This window comes from Clostridium culturomicium (assembly GCF_000821305.1).
Lineage (GTDB): Bacteria > Bacillota > Clostridia > Clostridiales > Clostridiaceae > Clostridium_J > Clostridium_J culturomicium.
This window is the reverse complement of record NZ_CCXK01000017.1, coordinates 143,692-161,650: the sequence shown is the minus strand read 5'-3', so window position 1 is coordinate 161,650 and position 17,959 is coordinate 143,692. Positions and strand designations below refer to the sequence as shown.

At 34.2% G+C, this 17,959-nt stretch carries 19 protein-coding genes and 1 riboswitch; of the genes, 5 read left to right on the top strand and 14 right to left on the bottom strand.

Annotated elements, in window-relative coordinates; translation table 11 throughout:
• Positions 1-29: 29 nt before the first annotated feature.
• A complete protein-coding gene (locus BN1075_RS13260) occupies positions 30-932 on the bottom strand; it encodes a LysR family transcriptional regulator (protein ID WP_040193702.1) in 903 nt (300 codons plus the stop codon).
• Positions 933-1,050: 118 nt separating this feature from the next.
• Between BN1075_RS13260 and BN1075_RS13255 the strand changes: the two genes are divergently transcribed.
• On the top strand, positions 1,051-2,241 hold the full coding sequence (locus BN1075_RS13255; RefSeq protein WP_040193701.1) for a coenzyme F420-0:L-glutamate ligase: 1,191 nt from the start codon (positions 1,051-1,053) through the stop codon (positions 2,239-2,241).
• A 191-nt stretch (positions 2,242-2,432) separates the two neighbouring features.
• Here BN1075_RS13255 and BN1075_RS13250 read toward each other — a convergent pair whose 3' ends face one another.
• The 3 genes from BN1075_RS13250 to BN1075_RS13245 form a co-directional block, all read right to left on the bottom strand.
• Entirely contained in the window at positions 2,433-3,806 is a 1,374-nt protein-coding gene (locus tag BN1075_RS13250; protein WP_040193700.1) for a bifunctional metallophosphatase/5'-nucleotidase, read from the bottom strand.
• A gap of 126 nt (positions 3,807-3,932) precedes the next feature.
• The gene (locus BN1075_RS21625) at positions 3,933-4,040 is read right to left on the bottom strand and encodes a MetS family NSS transporter small subunit (protein ID WP_148315512.1); all 108 of its coding nucleotides are present in this window, start codon (positions 4,038-4,040) and stop codon (positions 3,933-3,935) included.
• Positions 4,041-5,564: a sodium-dependent transporter gene (locus tag BN1075_RS13245; protein ID WP_040193699.1), complete on the bottom strand. Its 1,524-nt coding sequence runs from the start codon at positions 5,562-5,564 to the stop codon at positions 4,041-4,043.
• A 702-nt stretch (positions 5,565-6,266) separates the two neighbouring features.
• On the opposite strand from BN1075_RS13245, the gene BN1075_RS13240 reads away from it, so the two are divergent.
• From BN1075_RS13240 to BN1075_RS13225, 4 genes are all read left to right on the top strand, one after another.
• A complete protein-coding gene (locus tag BN1075_RS13240) occupies positions 6,267-8,111 on the top strand; it encodes an LTA synthase family protein (RefSeq protein WP_235777802.1) in 1,845 nt (614 codons plus the stop codon).
• Between the two features lie 276 nt (positions 8,112-8,387).
• Entirely contained in the window at positions 8,388-9,143 is a 756-nt protein-coding gene (locus BN1075_RS13235; protein ID WP_040193698.1) for an aldo/keto reductase, read from the top strand.
• A 12-nt stretch (positions 9,144-9,155) separates the two neighbouring features.
• Positions 9,156-9,554 (top strand): MerR family transcriptional regulator, encoded by a 399-nt coding sequence (locus tag BN1075_RS13230; RefSeq protein WP_042387329.1) that lies wholly within the window; start codon positions 9,156-9,158, stop codon positions 9,552-9,554.
• Positions 9,547-10,086: a flavodoxin family protein gene (locus tag BN1075_RS13225; protein WP_040193697.1), complete on the top strand. Its 540-nt coding sequence runs from the start codon at positions 9,547-9,549 to the stop codon at positions 10,084-10,086. The genes BN1075_RS13230 and BN1075_RS13225 overlap by 8 nt, the downstream gene beginning before the upstream one ends.
• 106 nt (positions 10,087-10,192) lie before the next feature.
• Here the strand turns inward: BN1075_RS13225 and lysA are convergent, their stop codons facing one another.
• From lysA to thiW, 10 genes are all read right to left on the bottom strand, one after another.
• Positions 10,193-11,482: a diaminopimelate decarboxylase gene (gene lysA / locus BN1075_RS13220; RefSeq protein ID WP_040193696.1), complete on the bottom strand. Its 1,290-nt coding sequence runs from the start codon at positions 11,480-11,482 to the stop codon at positions 10,193-10,195.
• A gap of 179 nt (positions 11,483-11,661) precedes the next feature.
• A riboswitch (Lysine riboswitch) is annotated at positions 11,662-11,836 on the bottom strand.
• 392 nt (positions 11,837-12,228) lie between these two features.
• Entirely contained in the window at positions 12,229-12,417 is a 189-nt protein-coding gene (locus BN1075_RS13215) for a hypothetical protein (RefSeq protein WP_040193695.1), read from the bottom strand.
• Between the two features lie 192 nt (positions 12,418-12,609).
• A complete protein-coding gene (locus tag BN1075_RS13210) occupies positions 12,610-13,248 on the bottom strand; it encodes an SIMPL domain-containing protein (RefSeq protein WP_040193694.1) in 639 nt (212 codons plus the stop codon).
• 229 nt (positions 13,249-13,477) lie between these two features.
• Complete coding sequence (locus BN1075_RS21965; protein ID WP_197072315.1) at positions 13,478-13,630, bottom strand: hypothetical protein; 153 nt, start codon at positions 13,628-13,630, stop codon at positions 13,478-13,480.
• Positions 13,631-13,983: 353 nt separating this feature from the next.
• Entirely contained in the window at positions 13,984-14,781 is a 798-nt protein-coding gene (gene thiD / locus BN1075_RS13205) for a bifunctional hydroxymethylpyrimidine kinase/phosphomethylpyrimidine kinase (protein WP_040195160.1), read from the bottom strand.
• A 162-nt stretch (positions 14,782-14,943) separates the two neighbouring features.
• Positions 14,944-15,240 carry a thiamine-binding protein gene (locus BN1075_RS13200; protein ID WP_040193693.1) on the bottom strand — a complete coding sequence of 99 codons (297 nt, stop codon included), beginning with the start codon at positions 15,238-15,240 and terminating at the stop codon, positions 14,944-14,946.
• Positions 15,241-15,252: 12 nt separating this feature from the next.
• Positions 15,253-15,882 (bottom strand): HAD family hydrolase, encoded by a 630-nt coding sequence (locus BN1075_RS13195; RefSeq protein WP_040193692.1) that lies wholly within the window; start codon positions 15,880-15,882, stop codon positions 15,253-15,255.
• A complete protein-coding gene (gene thiE / locus BN1075_RS13190; protein ID WP_040193691.1) occupies positions 15,875-16,534 on the bottom strand; it encodes a thiamine phosphate synthase in 660 nt (219 codons plus the stop codon). Before thiE ends, BN1075_RS13195 begins: the two co-directional genes overlap by 8 nt.
• The gene (gene thiM, locus BN1075_RS13185; RefSeq protein ID WP_040193690.1) at positions 16,521-17,345 is read right to left on the bottom strand and encodes a hydroxyethylthiazole kinase; all 825 of its coding nucleotides are present in this window, start codon (positions 17,343-17,345) and stop codon (positions 16,521-16,523) included. Before thiM ends, thiE begins: the two co-directional genes overlap by 14 nt.
• A 9-nt stretch (positions 17,346-17,354) precedes the next feature.
• The gene (thiW, locus tag BN1075_RS13180; protein WP_040193689.1) at positions 17,355-17,876 is read right to left on the bottom strand and encodes an energy coupling factor transporter S component ThiW; all 522 of its coding nucleotides are present in this window, start codon (positions 17,874-17,876) and stop codon (positions 17,355-17,357) included.
• Positions 17,877-17,959: the final 83 nt, after the last annotated feature.

The following is a 17,959-nucleotide window of genomic DNA, read 5'->3' as shown; positions in this document are numbered from 1 at the left end:
ATGACATTATTAACATCATTGGCTTAATTTTAAATATTTAATGAAGAGTTAGCAGCACATAATATCTCAACAAATTTTGTGGAAGCTAATGAAAGTGGAACACTCTTTAAATAACAAACACCAATACTTCTGCTAGGTATTTCCTCTAAAACATTAACCTCATACAATAATCCCTTTTCTAAATAATCCCTTGAAAACTCCTTTACTACACAAGCAATGCCTAAGTTTATTCTCGCAAACTCCAATAATAAATCAAAAGATCCAAGTTCAAACTCTGGAGAAATTTTTATCCCTTTCGATAACATGAACTTTTCTACATACTTTCTTGAATTTGAATTAGGTTCTAGGAATATTAAAGGATATTTAACCATTTCTTCTAATGAAAGTTTCCCCTTTGATAAATCCTTATACTTCTCTCCGCAAACAAAAACATCTCTAATCTCTCCACAAGGTATTAATTCTAATGAAGGATCATCAATTGGAAAATTACAGATAGCAATATCAATTTCTCCTGACTTAATTAAAGCGCAGAGTTCTATGGTAGTGCCATTTATAATCTTAAACTTAAGATTAGGATATCTATTGTGAAAGATCTCCAAATACGGAAGTAGAAAATATTTAGAAATTGTATCTCCTACCCCAATCTTCAGCTCTCCCACGGTTAACCCTTTAAATTCTAATATTTTTTCTTCTCCAACATTGATTAAATTAATTGCTGAATTTACATATTCAAATAAAAGACTTCCCTCATTAGTTAAGGATACCCCCTTAGGTGTTCTATTAAAAAGTCTAATATCCAGCTCCCTTTCTAATTGCATTATAGCCTGACTCACTGCTGGCTGTGTCATGTAAAGCTCCTTTGATGCCTTTGAAAAGCTTTTACTTTTTCCTACCTGACAAAACACCTTATATAAATCTAATTTAGTAATCATATAAGCACTCCTTATACCATGCATTTGTTCTATTTATTTTACTTATATCATTTATTGGTGTATATTACAAGAGTATGAAATATTTAAAATCAATTTTAAATTGTTAGGAGAGATTATTTTGGAAAGAGTTGTTGGTACAGTTGTTAGAGGACTTCGTTGCCCAATCATTAAAGAAGGCGATAAAATTGAGGATATCGTTGTAGAAAGTGTACTTAAAGCTTCAGAAGCTGAAGGCTTTACTATAAATGATAAAGATATAGTTACTGTTACTGAATCAATAGTTGCACGTGCTCAAGGAAACTATGCTTCTATAGATAATATCGCTAAAGATGTTAAATCTAAATTTGGTGACGATACTATTGGTGTAATATTCCCTATCTTAAGCCGTAACCGTTTTGCAATCTGCCTTCGTGGTATAGCAAAAGGAGCTAAGAAAATAGTATTAATGTTAAGCTATCCATCTGATGAAGTTGGAAATCACCTAGTTGATTTAGATATGTTAGATGATAAGGGTGTTAATCCTTGGACAGATGTTTTAACTGAACAAGACTTCCGTAATCTGTTTGGATATAATAAACATCCTTTCACAGGTGTTGATTACATTGATTATTACAAATCTTTAATAGAGGAATATGGCGTTGAGTGTGAAGTTATATTCTCAAATGACCCTAAAACTATATTAAATTATACAAAGAGCGTTCTTACTTGTGACATTCACACAAGATTTAGAACTAAGAAAATTTTAAAAGCAAATGGTGGAGAAAAGGTTTATAGCCTTGATAATATATTATGTGAATCTATTGATGGAAGCGGATGTAATGAAGCTTATGGATTATTAGGTTCAAACAAAGCTACAGAAGAAACTGTTAAACTTTTCCCTCGTGACTGTCAACCAATAGTTGATAATATACAAGCTATTCTTAAAGAAAAGACAGGAAAAGATGTTGAAGTTATGATTTATGGGGATGGAGCTTTCAAAGATCCAGTAGGTAAGATTTGGGAACTTGCTGACCCAGTTGTTTCACCAGCTTATACAGCAGGCTTAAACGGTACTCCAAATGAAATAAAATTAAAATATCTTGCTGATAATAACTTTGCTGATTTAAAAGGTGAAGAACTTAAAAAGGCAATCTCAGAATATATTAAAAATAAAGAGTCAGATTTAGTTGGAGCTATGGAATCACAAGGTACTACTCCAAGAAGACTTACTGACCTTATAGGATCATTATCTGACTTAACTTCTGGAAGCGGAGATAAAGGAACTCCTATAATCTTCATCCAAGGTTATTTCGACAATTATACAAAGTAATAAATTTAAAAGTAGCTACTGCATTAACAGTTAATCTGTTAATTGTAGCTACTTTTTCTTATCTAAATAATAAAAAATTTATTTAGTTATTTATATACTTTCTAATACTTTTTATATCAGACTAATATATCCCACCATGATAACATATAACTTTATCAATATCATAGATCACTAGCTTATTTATAGATTTTTTATATTTCAACCCATCTATCAACATAAGCTTTCTCCAAGAATTCATCTCTACACAGATAGTCTCTAAGTACTATTCTAAGATATTCTACCCTGTATTTCTCGTTTATATTGTTTGCTAAAGCTTTATATCCAGTACCTCTTTGCAAATAATCTGAAGTAGCAACACTATAATATTTTTCTTCATCCAGCTCTTCACCATTTACAATTATTCTATGAATATTATTTCCATCATGCTCAATTGAAGCCCCAGAGATATGAAGTCTTCCTAAAAATCTCCCCCTAAAACCTGCCCCAGCACCATCCTTATAGCAAATCTCCGGATCTAAGGATTGTTGCAAGGCATCCTTTATGTGTTTTCCCTGTATCTCCATATAAGTTGGATTTAGTGGTGATGGACATATTTCAATCAATTTCTTAAAAGATACTTTACCTTTTCTTATACCACTATTCATGATACCGCTATTAATTAAACCAATATCACAATTAAACACATCCCTAATAGCATCTGCCAATAAATTCGTTATAGGGTTTTCCTCTACTACATCATGCCACATTTCTCTATCTATGCTGTAAAGTGATACTCCTAAATTGGCATTTGCAATCTTTCTATTTTTATCAATGAGCTTTAGAATATTTTCATCCATCTCTACATTCTTCACATTGATATTTACTCCATGAACATTGGTTACATTTCCATCATACTCAAACTCCAAAAGGCCTAAATTCTCACCATAACAACCAGACATATGAATAACAGTATTTCTCACTAATTGAGGCTCTTCCATCAACTTATGACTATGACCATCAATTATAATGTCTATTCCATCAATAGTATTAGCTATCTCATTATCTTCAGTAAGCCCCAAATGTGAAAGCAAGATACATACATCATATTTTCCTTTATTATAAGTTAATTCTTTTTGAATCTGTTCTTTATAATCAAGAGTATTCATACCTAAAAGTTGAAAAAATGTTTTGAAATTAGGCGATGTTCCTATTATTAAGAACCTTACTCCAGATTTAATAGCTATTATGCTTCTTTTAACCCCTTGAATGCTGATTCCATTTAAGTTAACCAAGTTACAAGATAAAAAAGGCAACCTTTCACTCTTTACCATGGAATTTAACATATCTAAACCTTCGAAGCCCTCATTGTTACCAATAGCAATAGCCTCATAACCTGCTTCTAAAAGCAAATCAGCCCCAGCAGTTCCCCCTGTTCCTTGAAGCATCACATCTTTAAAATCATGATAATCTCCTGCATCCAATATCAGTGTATTTTCATCTCTTAACTCTTTTATTTTAGTAGTAATCTTAGCAAAATTTACAAACCTACTGTGAACATCATTAGTATGCAATATCTTAAATTTCATAATTCTATCCCCCCACCTTATATTATAATATAAGGCGGGAGATTATGGATATAAATAAATATACGAGTAATCAAATCTCTTTTTTATTTTGTTATATATTTTTATTAAATTTCCATATGCACTTTCTTAACTTCTTGAACTTCCATTTTTAAAATTTATAACTAATGTTACTATTAATCCTCCCCAAAGAATAGTTGCTCCTAATACTAAAAATGCCATTGCATAACCTGTCATTTATACAACCTCCTCACTATATTCCTCACTTTTTATATTTTGAGATTCATCTTTTACCTTCCAAGGCTTCTTGCTTATTAATATCCCACCTATAATTCCTAATGCAATAATGGCCCAACCATATAATAGTAAAGATATTAAATCATATCCTCCATAAGGAGATTTAAACTCTGTTATAACACTTTGAACTAGGGTTATTAATAATAGTGTCGGTGTAACATACTTTATAATGAAATCCCACCATTTTCCAATTCTAAAATGTGAAATAGCATTTACATGTTCTCTTATTGTTTTAGGCTTAACTATCCAACCAATAACAAAAGCTTCTAATAATCCAACTGCAACTATACCATAGTTATTTATGAAATTATCCATAATGTCTAGTAAATATAAACCTGCATTTGTGGCAAAAGCTGTACTTATTAAAAATCCTATTATACACATACTTGTTACAACTTTTTTTCGTTCCCATCCAAACTTATCAGTTATTGCAGCTGATATTGCTTCAACTAATGAAACTGATGAAGTAATCCCTGCAAATACTAAGCATACAAAGAATAAAACTCCTAATATATTTCCCCATACTCCCATAATTGTAAATACCTTAGGAAATGCTATAAATGCTAGACCAATTCCACTGGTTACTACCTCTGAAACAGGTACACCTTCACTGGTTGCCATTACTCCAAGTATTGCAAATACACCTATAGCACATAAAAATTCAAATCCACAGTTTGCAAATGCAGTCATGAAAGCACTGTTATTTATATCTGTTTTTCTAGGTAGATAACTAGCATATGTCATCATAATCCCTGTAGCAATACTCAATGAAAAGAATACTTGTCCATATGCTAAAATCCAAATCTTAGGATCTTTTACTTTCTCCCAATCTGGTGTAAATAATATATTTAACCCCGCTTCTGCGCCTTCTAATGTAACTCCTCTTACAACTATGATTACCATTATTAACAGTAAGCAAGGTAATAATATTTTATTCATTTTTTCAATTCCTGATTTTATACCTTTATAACATATAAACCAATTTATAAACCAAATTAATGCAATTCCAATTAGCATGGCAAAAACTATTCCACCTAACTTTAAAGGTGAATCAGACAATTTTAAAAAGTCATTATAAAAAAATGAATTAGCGTCTCCTCCCCATCCCTTATTAAAACTAAGAGTGAAATATTTCATTGCTGAACTTAATATCATAGAATAATAACACAATATAATTGCTGAGCTAATTATTGACCACCATCCAAACCATTCAAACTTTTTATTAGCTCTTGCTAATGAAAGGGGTGTAGATCCTCTAAATTTATGACCCATTCCATACTCTAATATTAAAAGGGGAATTCCTGCAGTAAATATGGCAAAGAAATATGGTATCAAAAATGCGCCTCCACCACTTGAATAAACTACATATGGAAACCTCCATATATTACCTAATCCTACTGCCGATCCAATTGCTGCAAGTATAAAACCTACCTTAGACCCCCACTGTTCTCTACTTTCTTCCATTTCTAAATCCTCCTGATCTAAACTTTAATATATAAAATAAAAAGTCCCATAGTTATCTATGGGACTTTTTAACCTAGGATATAAAAAAAGCCCCATATAAATCTATGAGACATATTTTATCTAAAAAATAATACAAAATAGCCTCATATAAATCTATGAGGCTGTCTATCTCTAAAACATAAATTAGCCGTCATAGATGCAATCACTTCGGAGAGCAATTGCATCTATGACAGTAATAAATATAAATTTACCTAATCATATATACAATTGCTATATTAAGTCGGCTAACAGTAAGAGGTCTATATTAAGTTGTGATTTTATTTGAACTTGATATTTCATATTTTTCATAATATTTCCTCCATTCATAATTTAATATATATAATAACACCTTAAATTCTACTTTGTCAACTTTTTGTTTTATTTTTATTTATTCCCTTTTAATTCATCCACAAAAGAATCTAAGTCCTTCTCAGCTTCTTCCATTATAATCTTTGAAGCTTCATCTAAACTTCTTAGAGCTGATAAGATTCAGCTGTATTTGAGATGTTCAAACTTAGCTAGCACTTATATATTATAATTTTTCAACTTCCTAATTCCTATGAACTATAGTATTATATCCCATATAGATATTAAAAAAATTATAAGCATTTTTAAATACATGTGTAATATTTATAATTAAATTCCATATACCAAGGAGGATTTATGCAAGCAATAAGTTATTTAATACCAGGTACAATATTGGCTTTTGCCAACCATTTACTTTTTAAGGAAGATAAGAAACCTTTAACTATTATAAAGAATCTTTTCAACTTTACTATAGTATTCCAACTGATTTCTCTAGGTTTTCTTAGATATGTTTTAAATAAGAATATAATGATTATTGGTGGATTCTATACAACTTTGGATTACTTTAAATACATTTGCTTTACTCTTCTTTTAGGTACAATCTATCTAATTGTAAAGAAACTCCTAAAAGCAAAGTTTATATTCTTAAAAGCTGAAGTTAATTCAAGGTGGAAAACTCGAACTATAAGAATCCTTTCTACTTTAGCTTTCATCCTTGGAACTGTCTTCATATTCTTTGGGCATTGGTTCATTAACTCTGTGGAAGATATCACACCGGAACAGCTTTTGTTTAGTTTAAAATCTCCCATCCTTAGTGCTAGTTCTGATATGTTTAACGATGTTATGAATATACCCGTTTTTGCTATTGTAATAAGCACTGCTATATTTTTACTTATTACTAGTTTTCCTTATGATGTATTTACAAAGGAGAATGGTTCAGGGAGAAGAATCTTCTCTAAAAAAACTTTAAGTGGAATCTCCGTCATACTATCTTTCCTATGTGTTATTGGTGGTGGTACATACTTTTTCAAAGAACTCAATATAAATAAAATATTTAAGGCCTCCTTCAATCCTTCAAATTACATTGAGGATAATTACCTTGACCCTCGTGATGTTAATATGACATTCCCTAGTGAAAAGAGAAATCTCATTCATATCTATTGGGAGTCTGGTGAAAACTCTTACCTTTCGAAGGCATTAGGCGGATATATGGAGGAAAATTTAATGCCTGAGCTAACAACTCTGGCAATGGAAGGTGTCTCCTTTTCACAAAATGATAATTTTGGAGGACCTGATCAAATCTATGGTTCCTCCTGGTCGGTAGCCGGATTTATTAATATGGATGCTGGTATTCCCTTAAAGGTTGACCTTAATAGCAAACACTTTGGTATGGGTGGTAAATTCTTACCAGGTACCATAGCTATTGGTGATATCTTAGAAGCTCAAGGCTATAATCAAACCTTAATGCTTGGTTCTGATGCAGATTTTGGTGGCTTAAGTGCCTACTTCAAATCCCATGGTAATTTTAATATTTTTGATACTAAGGCTGCCAAGGCCAAAAATTTACTGCCTCAGGATTACAATGTTTGGTGGGGATTTGAGGATGATAAACTCTATGAATTCGCTAAGGATGAGCTACTCCGTCTTAATAATGCGGGCAAGCCCTTCAACTTCACCATGGAAACTGCAGATACCCACTTCCCTGATGGATATTTATCTGAAAATGCTGAGACAAAATATGATTCCCAGTATGCTAATGTTATAGCTTACTCTTCAAAGGAATTAGCCAATTTTATAAAATGGATTCAGCAGCAGGATTTCTATAAAAATACTACCATCGTGATAACCGGTGACCATCTTAGCATGGACAAGGCCTTCTTCCAAGACTTTGATAAATCTTATAAACGCTCTATATTTAATGTAATACTAAACTCCCCAGTGGAAACTACGAATAGTAAAAATAGAACTTTTGCACCATTTGACTTTTTCCCAACAATTCTGGCTAGCTTAAATGTAAACATCCAAGGTGATAAATTAGGACTTGGTACAAATCTCTTCTCTAAAGAAAGAACACTACTTGAAAGAGATGGAGTCAAAGAAGTTCAAAATAGCCTAGAATACAATAGTAGCTTCTTTACTGAAGAGCTGGCTGGTGATAATAAGGAAAGTATCTTTATTAATACCTTGGTAACAGAAAAATAGTTTAAATGTTATTACTGTTAATAGCATAATTGAAGATAAAACCATTAGAAAAATGAAAATAAAAAAATTTAAAAGAATGATTTAAACTAGCAAAGGATGGACTTTTGTACTGCCGTAGCTGCCATAAGCCCAAAAGTTCCCCCGTAGAATCTACGGGGGAGCATTTTTTTCACTTTATCATGGATATTTTTTTTAATAGTATTGACTTAGAGTTAACTTCAAGGATTACAATTATATCAATGAGATAAAACCCTTATAAGGAAAGGTATTGAAAATATGGAATATAGAAAACTCGGACCCTCTGATATTGAAGTCTCTCGCTTATGTGTTGGTTGCATGAGCTTTGGTGACCCAGCCAGCAAAATGCATGACTGGACTTTAAACCCAGAGGAAAGTGAAAGAATTGTCGCCCATGCTCTAGATTTAGGAATTAACTTCTTTGATACTGCTAACTGCTACTCTGCAGAGACTAGTGAGGAGTATTTAGGAAAAGCTATTAAGAACAATGTTCAAAGAGATAAGGTAGTTCTGGCTACAAAGGTATATTTTAATCCTGGCCATCTATCTAAGGAGGCTATTAAAAGAGAAGTGGAAGGCTCCCTTAAACGTCTTGGAACAGATTATGTGGATTTACTAATAATCCACCGCTTCGACTCAGGTACTCCTGTGGAGGAAACCATGGAGGCACTTCATAACCTGGTTGCTGCTGGAAGGCTTGCACGTCCTTGGAGTGCAGATACCCTTCGTAGTAAAACCGATGTAGTGGCTAAAGGGAAATATGATAACACTCAAGATACAGACATAAAGATCGTTGAGGGTGTTGCTGCCATTGCTGAAAACTATGGCTGCACCATGACTCAAGTTGCCCTTGCTTGGCAGTTTGCTAAAGGAGTTACCTGTCCAATAATTGGTGCTACTAAAAGCAAGTATCTAGATGATGCTGAGGGAGCCCTTAACTTAACTTTAACCCCTGAAGAAATTAACTATTTAGAAGAGCTTTATGTACCTCATAAAATTGTTGGTGCATTATAGGAGGATACTCTCATGACTATTAAAGAAGTAAATGCACTATTTAATGTATCTGCAGATACCCTAAGGTACTATGAACGTGTGGGGATGATACCCCCTGTAACTAGAAGTGCTAGTGGTAATCGTGATTATCAGGAAATTGACCTTCGCTGGGTGGATCTTGCCATATGCCTTAGAAGTGCTGGTCTCCCTGTAGAGATTCTCATTGACTACGTGAGACTATATCAACAAGGTGATGACACAATTCCAGCCAGACTTCAGCTTTTAAAAGAGCAGCGTGAAGCCCTGATTAAACAGAAAAATCAAATTGAAGCTACTCTTAAAAGACTTGATACAAAAATAGAAGGCTATGAAATAGCCATTGAAACTGGGGAATACCCTTGGCATGTAAAAGGAGGAAATGAAAATGATTAAAAAAGTATTAGTTCTATCTGGAAGTCCAAGAAAGGGCGGAAATTCAGACACCCTTTGCAATGAATTCATCCGTGGTGCTAAGGAAGCTGGCCATGAAACAGAAAAAATCTTTCTTAGAGATGAAAAAATAAACTTCTGCACTGGATGTGGAGTTTGTAACACCACTTCAAAATGTGTTCAAAATGATGATATGGCAGAAATCCTAGATAAAATGATTAAAGCCGATGTCATTGTACTATCAACACCAGTATACTTCTACACCATGGATGGACAGATGAAAACGCTCATTGACCGCACAGTTCCAAGATATCAAGAAATAAAAAATAAAGAGTTCTATTACATTGTAGCCGCTGCAGATACCAGCATTGCCAATATGGACAAGACTATTGAAAGCTTCCGTGGCTTCACCCTTGATTGCCTTCCAAATGCCACTGAAAAAGGCATCATCTATGGAGTTGGAGCTTGGCAGGTTGGAGAAATACAAAGCACTCCAGCAATGAAAGAAGCCTATGAAATGGGTAAAGCAGTATAGGTTTATCCTAGGTTTATAAATTTGTTTAAAGATGATATGAGAAAGAGTAACCGCTACCTAGATGTAGTTGTTACTCTTTTTACATTTATTTACGTTCGTGGAGATACTATACTACATCTAAGGCAATTAAATCCTTATAAGTTTCCCTTCTAACCACAACTCTGTCCTTTCCATTCCTAAGCATCACCACCGCTGGCTTAGCTATTTTATTATAATTGCTGGCCATGGAATAGTTATAGGCTCCAGTACTCATCACCGCAAGGATATCTCCTCTTTCAATGGAATATGGAACCTTTAAATCCCAAATAATAATATCCCCTGATTCACAGCACTTCCCTGCTATAGTAACAACTTTATCCCTTTCTTCATTCATTTTACTTGGAACATAAGCACTATATTTAGCAGTATACAAAGCTGTCCTTGGATTATCTGGAAGACCTCCATCCACGGATACATAGGTTCTTACCTCTGGAATCTCCTTTATTGTTCCAATGGTATAAAGGGTAACCCCTGCTTCTCCTACCATCCATCTGCCTGGTTCAATAAACACTCTTGGAATTTTCAAATTATATTCATTAAATTTCTCATAAATTGTTTTCATGATTGCATCTATAAAGTAACTTAAAGGTTTTGGCTCATCTTCTTCAATATATTTTATTCCAAAGCCTCCACCCACATTTAATTCTTCAATTTCTATATCCATAGACTCTTTAATATTCTTAATTAAGTCAGCAGTATTCTTAACGGCATTAATATGGGAAGAGTTATCAAAGAGCTGTGAGCCCACATGAAAATGAATTCCTTTAAAATTTATATACTTGGAATTCATAGCAATATTGATAGCTTCCTTAATAATTTCCTCAATTAAAGGAATTCCAAACTTTGAATCCTTTTGCCCTGTTGAAATATAGGTATGGGTATTACATTTAATATTTGGAGTGATTCTAAAGAGAATATTTATCTCCTTTTTCATCTCCTCTGTAATCTCCTTTAAAACTAAAAGCTCATCCACACTATCTACAACAATCCTTCCAACATTATAGGTCACAGCCATCTTCAGCTCCTCAATTGTTTTATTATTGCCATGAAACATGATATTATCTGGATTTATGCCACCCTTAATAGCCACATAAAGCTCACCTCCAGACACCACATCCATTCCTAAGCCCTCTTCTTTTATAATTTTGCACATAGAAATAGTTAAAAAAGCCTTACTAGCATAAAAAGCCATAGTATTAGGATATTTATTCAAAAATGAAGTTTTTACCTCAGCACACTTATCCCTAATAATATCCTCAGATACTACATAAAGAGGTGTTCCATATTTCTTAGCTAGCTCCTCCAATTTACATCCGTCAAAATATAATTGCCCATCTACAACTTGATTGCCTATCATAATAACACCCTCCTAATAAATTTTTAAAATGATAAATATGCAATTCATTTATAAACAAATAATAAACTTGACAGGCTTCTTTAATTAAAATCAAACAAAAAAAGCCTTGAGCATCACTCAAGACTTAATAACAAAATAAAGCGTAACAAAAAAACACGCTAAAAATTCATCAAAACATCTCTCATGACAGCTCTCCACAAATTGCTTTGTGACAGTTATATGCATATTATGCATATCCCCAGCAAGTGATCTTAAAGCATCAATCACTAACTTCGGCAGTTTTTCCTTTCTATCTGTTTCACTGTGCTTAACTCATCAGATATACTCTTAAAAACCGCAACCTCTATCAAAAGTTTATTTATTTCTGAATTAATTATATAATATATAATCCCATAAGTAAATATTTCAAAGCGATCTATTTTTATGTAACTGTATACATCTTTTCAACCATATAATTTCCAATGCATTGAGTTTCAATATTCACCTTTTTGCATCACATCAAATCAATCTTCATCCTCATCTTTGTCCCACAAGTCAAATAAATCAATATCCATCAAGTGTACATAAAAAAAGATTGAAGAAGCCTTCACTCCTTCAATCTTTTTACTTATAACTTAAACTTCATACACAGTTTCTCCAATATCAACCACTGTTACGTGAAGCTTCTCAACAAAGGCACTCTTACTTTTGGTTAAGATTTTTCCTGGGCAATACACCATCATGTTTTTTTCAAAGTATGAGTTAAATTAATCATTGTCATGAGATAATTGCTCTAATCCGTCAGCTAATTTATCGAAAATAATATCACACATTTCGTATTCTTTGGTATTAGTCTCATTAATCTTTTCTAACTTATCTATAATTACAGAAACTTTCTTTAATAAGTATCTCATTTCTCCACCTGTTAATTCAATCACTACCTTTTTATCTTCCATAATTCACTTCACCTCATTTATAATATTCCATGTGTAAATTATATCATAAGAACCCTAGGTGCATAGCAAGAGTTTAACTCTGACCATCTCCACCTTACCCTTGGAAAATACCTCAAGAGATAACATCCACTGAGGTTGCTATGTCCAAAGGTACTTCCATGTGTGAATCTTATCCAAAGGTAGTTGTTACAATTACTCTATTCTCCACATCATTGTAACAGATGCTTCTCCTGTAATGTTTGCTAGCTCTAAATCTAGGCTAGCATCACTTTCCTTAAGTGCCATTAATCTGTTATTAGCACTGCCTATAAAACTATTGCCACCATCAATTTTTATCAATTTACCAAGCTTTACCCTTGCCGCTGCCACCATTTTTTCTGCCTTTGAAGTTGCATCAATTATTGCCGCTTGTATAAGTCTTTCTTCAAATTCCTTTTTATCCTTAATTTCATAGCTTATGCTGAATTCTGGCTTAGCACTACAACCTGATAAACTATTTAAAACCTTTGCCAACTTAATTGGGTCCTCTGGAAATTCCACTCTTAATCGGTTGATAACCTCATAGCCTTTAAAAACCCTTTTAAAATTTTCACTGTTATCTTTAACATTTTCATATCTAGTATTCACTTGAAAGTCTGTAGTTTTTATTTCTTCCTTAGTAAAACCAACACTATTCAAGCATTTTCTAAGTTCATTTAGGTCTTCACCAGCTGCTTCAATGGCTTCATTATATTCCTCTTTTAGTGTGGTAAGTATCATATTAATAGCAATACTATCTGGAGGTATTGACAGTTTACTTTGACCAGTGACTGTTATAGTACGTTCTTCCATAAAATCTCCTAAAAAAAGTAGTTTCTATTACAAGGTATTATTCTACTACAAAAAAGTTCTTGAAAACTTAACTAAAGCTTGCCTTAAGCTATACACTTACCACTACTAGGTCCTATTAGAGACTTTCACCCTTAAGATTACGCCCATACTGGGCGCACCAATAAAAAATCCACCACAGAATTTCTGTCGTGGATTTCGGGATGTAGATGTATTACTAACAAAGATTTCATTAATGTCTTGGAGGAATTGATGCATTATTTCTTACTGGAACAAACTCTGAAGTTGTATCATTAGGATCAATATATTTATAATCTCCATTTTCATCTTTTTTGAGTCCTAAAGATGCCATTTTCTTTTTACTATTTTTAAGTTTATTACTCATCTTTTCTCACCTCATATAATATGTATATTTATAATTCAACACTATATTATTATTAGTGTTACACTGAAAAATTATATATATAATTCTAATTTTGTTTTTTATTTATTACTAAATTATTGTTTAAATAACTATATTTTAGCTAACAAAACTCCAAAATGATTAAAATAACTAAAAATGAAAAATTAGCAATAGCTTGCTTTTGCCAATCGCTTCCGTCAACAGGAATACTTTCATAAAAAATAGAGCTGAAAAGTTCATCATTTAAACTTTTCAGCTCTACCTAAATCATTTTTCCTTATTAAACCTTATATGTGCTCTTTAAAGCTTCCAATTTATTCCGTACTCAGGGATACTTAAATTTTAAATTCTCCACTCAAGTCAAAGCCATGGTTCATTGGGCCACTGCCCTTACCTAAATCCAACATGACTTCAAGAGCTCCGGAGATATAGTCCTTTGCTTTTTGAACAGCGGTTTCAATATCATAGCCCTTTGCTAGATTTGATGCAATTGCACTAGATAAGGTGCAGCCTGTTCCATGTGTATTAGGATTATTAATTCTCTTGCCGTAGAACCACTTCGTTTCTCCATTTTTATAGAGCAAATCATTTGCATCATTGATGCTATGTCCACCTTTAAGTAAAACAGCACAACCGTAGGTTTCACTGATATACTTTGCTGCTGCTATCATATCCTCTTTATCTTTAATAGTCATGGCTGAAAGAACTTCCGCTTCATAAATATTCGGTGTAACAAGGGTAGCAAGAGGAAGTAGCTTGTCCTTCAATGTTACAACTGCTTCAGACTCCATTAGATTAGAGCCAGAAGTTGCAACCATCACTGGATCAACCACAATATTCTTTGCTTCATAGTGACTTAACCTTTCTGCAATGACTTCAATAAGCTTCCCTGAAGAAACCATTCCAATCTTCACCGCATCTGGACGGATATCAGTGAAAATTGCGTCTATTTGCTCCTTAAGAAAATCAGGCTCAACCTCTGATATTCCTGTTACGCCGGTTGTGTTCTGTGCTGTAAGTGCTGTAATTGCACTCATTCCATAAACCCCATTCATGATCATGGCTTTCAAATCAGCTTGAATACCGGCGCCTCCGCTGCAATCACTGCCAGCGATTGATAATGCTGTTTTCATTGTTTCCTTCATAATAAATTTCTCCTTTTAGCATTATTTTTATTAAGCGACAGAAAGTGGTGCCCCCAGTCTGCCGCTATTTAAATTTATACTTTTTATATTCTTATCTATTAATATTATTTTTCAACTTATTATCATTAATTACATTTTTATTTCTAATCATTACTTATATTTGCTTATCTTTTGGTCAATGGTTAAAATTTCACCCTCAGGTCGATACACGACCTTTATGTACGCAGAAACTTTCGGTGCCCCTGCTGCAATAGCCACATGCTGACACTGTTTTACAATGTCCATAAGTTCATCGTAGCTGTCACCTTCAATAGTTGTCTCAAAAGGTCCTACCTCATACCTAAGTCCAGTACTTGCAATGTATGCAATAACCTGATCTACAATATGACATAGCTCCTCATTATTTTTAGCTTCTGGTAAAACCTGAATAGCTATACTTGCACTCATTATATTTCCTCCTTAAAACTCTTTAATTACCTCATCCGCAAGGACCTCAATGTCTTTCCATCTTAACTTAGCACTGTCATCATAAACCCCAATGACATAAAAGCCAGCTTTCTTAGCAGTGCTTGCGGCATAGATGGCATCCTCATAAACAGCAGTGTCACAAGGCTTTGCCTGCAACCTCTTTGCCGCTTCAAAATAAACATCCGCTCTATGTTTTCCTACTCCTACGGTTTCACAGGATAATAAAAACTTAAAATATTTCATTACACCAACCCTTTTTAAACAAGCCTCCATAAGATGTTCTGCCGTTGCTGATGCCACACACATTTCCACACCTTTTTCATGGAGGGAATCTAAGTATTCCTTCACGCCACTTTTCAAGGGAATATCCCTACGATAATGTTCATCCATCATAGCATTCATTTCTGCCACCACTGTTTCCGGAGTTCCCGTTAGATTAAACTCATCAATAAACAAAGCCGCGGATTCTGTTATGGTCATGACTTTAATTTTTTCTATAACCTCCCTTGGAACATGAGCTACTCCCTTACCTTCAAGAAACTCTCCTGCAAGGTTGTTCCAATAGCTCATGGAATCTACCAAGGTTCCATCCATATCAAAAATCGCGTACTTCTTATCCATTGTTCACCATGTCACCAGCTAAAGTTAAAAGTTCTGCCGTAGCCTTTCCAACATCTTCAGCAGCAAATATTGCAGAAACAACAGCCACTCCATGAACTGCACTTCCAGAAAGGTCCATTAAATTACTTTTATTAATTCCACCAATAGCAACCACTGGAATAGTCACAGCCTTGCTGATTTCACGAAGCTTTTCCACAGATAGGTTTCTGGCATCCTTCTTAGTGCTAGTTCCAAAAACAGCACCTACACCAATATAATCTGCACCAGCTTTTTCCGCAGCCACTGCTTCCTCCACTGTGCCTGCAGAAATACCTAAAATCTTATCTGGTCCAAGGATACTTCTTATATCTCTGCCCTTAATATCAGATTGTCCCACATGAACTCCATCAGCATCAATATCTAAGGCAATGTCCACATTATCATTTACCACAAAAGGAACATGATATTTCTCACATAGGTCCTTTAAAGCCTTAGCTTCTTCTTCAAAGGTTTCCTCATCTAAATCCTTCTCACGAATTTGCAGGAAGGTTGCCCCACTTTCCAGTACCTCTTTACATACCTTAGTAAGACTTTCTCCTTCCTTTAACCACATACGGTCTGTTACTGCATAAAGCAGCATAGAACTTTTTATTTCCTCTTTAGAAAACTTCATATCTAATTCCCTCCATAAGTTGTTTTTCAGTTAAATTAAAAACAGCATCAATTAAATCAATGCGGAAGGTGGCATTACCTGTTCCTTTTTTCAAACGTTGCTCCTCCGCAAGTTCACCACATACACCCATGGCAGCCATGGCAGCTACTGTGGCACTAAAAAAGTCTTCTGGCATTGCCCCACAAAAGGCACCTATAAGTGAAGTTAACATACATCCACTTCCAGTAACTCTAGCCATAGTAGCACAGCCGTTGCGAAGAACCACCGCCCTGCTTCCATCAGTGATAATATCTATAACTCCAGATACAGCAATTACACTTCCTATTTTAGAAGCTAAAGACTTTGCCACTTCCACCATATCTGTAAGATTCTCTTCAGTAATAGCATCTACCTTACTTACATCCACCCCACTACCTGAGACTTCTTGTCCAGCAAGAAAGCGAATTTCCGAAGCATTACCACGAATTGCAGTAAAATGAACTTCCTTCAAAAGTCTTTCAGCAGCCTCTCTACGTAGGCTCGTTCCACCAGCAGCCACAGGATCCAGGATAACTGGCTTTCCAAGGATATTAGCTTCCTTTCCCCCTGCAATCATAGAATCAATAAATTCAATAGCTCCCAGATTGCACACCAAAGCCTGTACACCTCTTACCGCCTCTGCCACTTCACGAATATCCTTAGCCATTGAAGGTGATCCTCCAGAGGCCAAAATAATATTTGCACAATCATTTACCGTAACAAAATTTGTAATACATTGAACAAGTGGCTCATTATCTCTCACAGCCCTTAAAGCTTTAATATATCTATCCATTGCAGCCTCCTATTTCAGTTCATTAACCATTCTATTTAATACACCGCTGCGCTTTAAAATTAAAAGCACTGCAACACCCATTGCTGCACCAACTACAGCGGAAGGTGTATAGAATGGAATATAATAAAATGGGGATTGTACATCAAGTCCATAAAACAATCTCATCAATGGATATGATGCCATAGCCCCAAAGAGGCCTGTACCAATTACTTCACCTATAAACACTAAGTAAATATTTTTTGTTTTCTTATAAATTAAACCTCCGATAATAGGACCAAAAATAGCCCCCGTTACAGCCTGAATAGTACGTCCAGACAGTATACGCATAATTCCACAGATAAGAGCACTTACGCCTCCATACCATGGTCCTAAAATCACAGCAGAAAGTACATTAACAAAATGCTGGAAGGGAGCCATAGATGGAAAATACACAAAGGTATTTAGCACAAAAGCCAAGCAAGCAAACATTGCAGTTAATACCAGCATTCTTGTGGAATTTTTTCTAGATACTTTTTTTTCAGTTATATTCATTTTAACACTCCTTTTTTTGAACAGAGAAAATGGTGAACTCCAGCGCCACCCTTCCCTGAAATAGATACAGTTCCCCCTTGGAA

Bases quoted from the DNA above. Each gene is read 5' to 3' on its own strand.
- thiW (WP_040193689.1), bottom strand. From the start codon at position 17,876: ATGAATATAACTGAAAAAAAAGTATCTAGAAAAAATTCCACAAGAATG.
- BN1075_RS13230 (WP_042387329.1), top strand. From the start codon at position 9,156: ATGACTATTAAAGAAGTAAATGCACTATTTAATGTATCTGCAGATACC.
- BN1075_RS13215 (WP_040193695.1), bottom strand. From the start codon at position 12,417: ATGGAAGATAAAAAGGTAGTGATTGAATTAACAGGTGGAGAAATGAGA.
- lysA (WP_040193696.1), bottom strand. From the start codon at position 11,482: ATGATAGGCAATCAAGTTGTAGATGGGCAATTATATTTTGACGGATGT.
- BN1075_RS13200 (WP_040193693.1), bottom strand. From the start codon at position 15,240: ATGAGTGCAAGTATAGCTATTCAGGTTTTACCAGAAGCTAAAAATAAT.
- thiM (WP_040193690.1), bottom strand. From the start codon at position 17,345: ATGGATAGATATATTAAAGCTTTAAGGGCTGTGAGAGATAATGAGCCA.
- BN1075_RS13235 (WP_040193698.1), top strand. From the start codon at position 8,388: ATGGAATATAGAAAACTCGGACCCTCTGATATTGAAGTCTCTCGCTTA.
- BN1075_RS21965 (WP_197072315.1), bottom strand. From the start codon at position 13,630: ATGAGTAATAAACTTAAAAATAGTAAAAAGAAAATGGCATCTTTAGGA.
- BN1075_RS13195 (WP_040193692.1), bottom strand. From the start codon at position 15,882: ATGGATAAGAAGTACGCGATTTTTGATATGGATGGAACCTTGGTAGAT.
- thiE (WP_040193691.1), bottom strand. From the start codon at position 16,534: ATGAAGTTTTCTAAAGAGGAAATAAAAAGTTCTATGCTGCTTTATGCA.
- BN1075_RS13245 (WP_040193699.1), bottom strand. From the start codon at position 5,564: ATGGAAGAAAGTAGAGAACAGTGGGGGTCTAAGGTAGGTTTTATACTT.
- BN1075_RS13250 (WP_040193700.1), bottom strand. From the start codon at position 3,806: ATGAAATTTAAGATATTGCATACTAATGATGTTCACAGTAGGTTTGTA.
- BN1075_RS21625 (WP_148315512.1), bottom strand. From the start codon at position 4,040: ATGACAGGTTATGCAATGGCATTTTTAGTATTAGGAGCAACTATTCTT.
- BN1075_RS13225 (WP_040193697.1), top strand. From the start codon at position 9,547: ATGATTAAAAAAGTATTAGTTCTATCTGGAAGTCCAAGAAAGGGCGGA.
- thiD (WP_040195160.1), bottom strand. From the start codon at position 14,781: ATGAAAACAGCATTATCAATCGCTGGCAGTGATTGCAGCGGAGGCGCC.
- BN1075_RS13210 (WP_040193694.1), bottom strand. From the start codon at position 13,248: ATGGAAGAACGTACTATAACAGTCACTGGTCAAAGTAAACTGTCAATA.
- BN1075_RS13260 (WP_040193702.1), bottom strand. From the start codon at position 932: ATGATTACTAAATTAGATTTATATAAGGTGTTTTGTCAGGTAGGAAAA.
- BN1075_RS13240 (WP_235777802.1), top strand. From the start codon at position 6,267: ATGCAAGCAATAAGTTATTTAATACCAGGTACAATATTGGCTTTTGCC.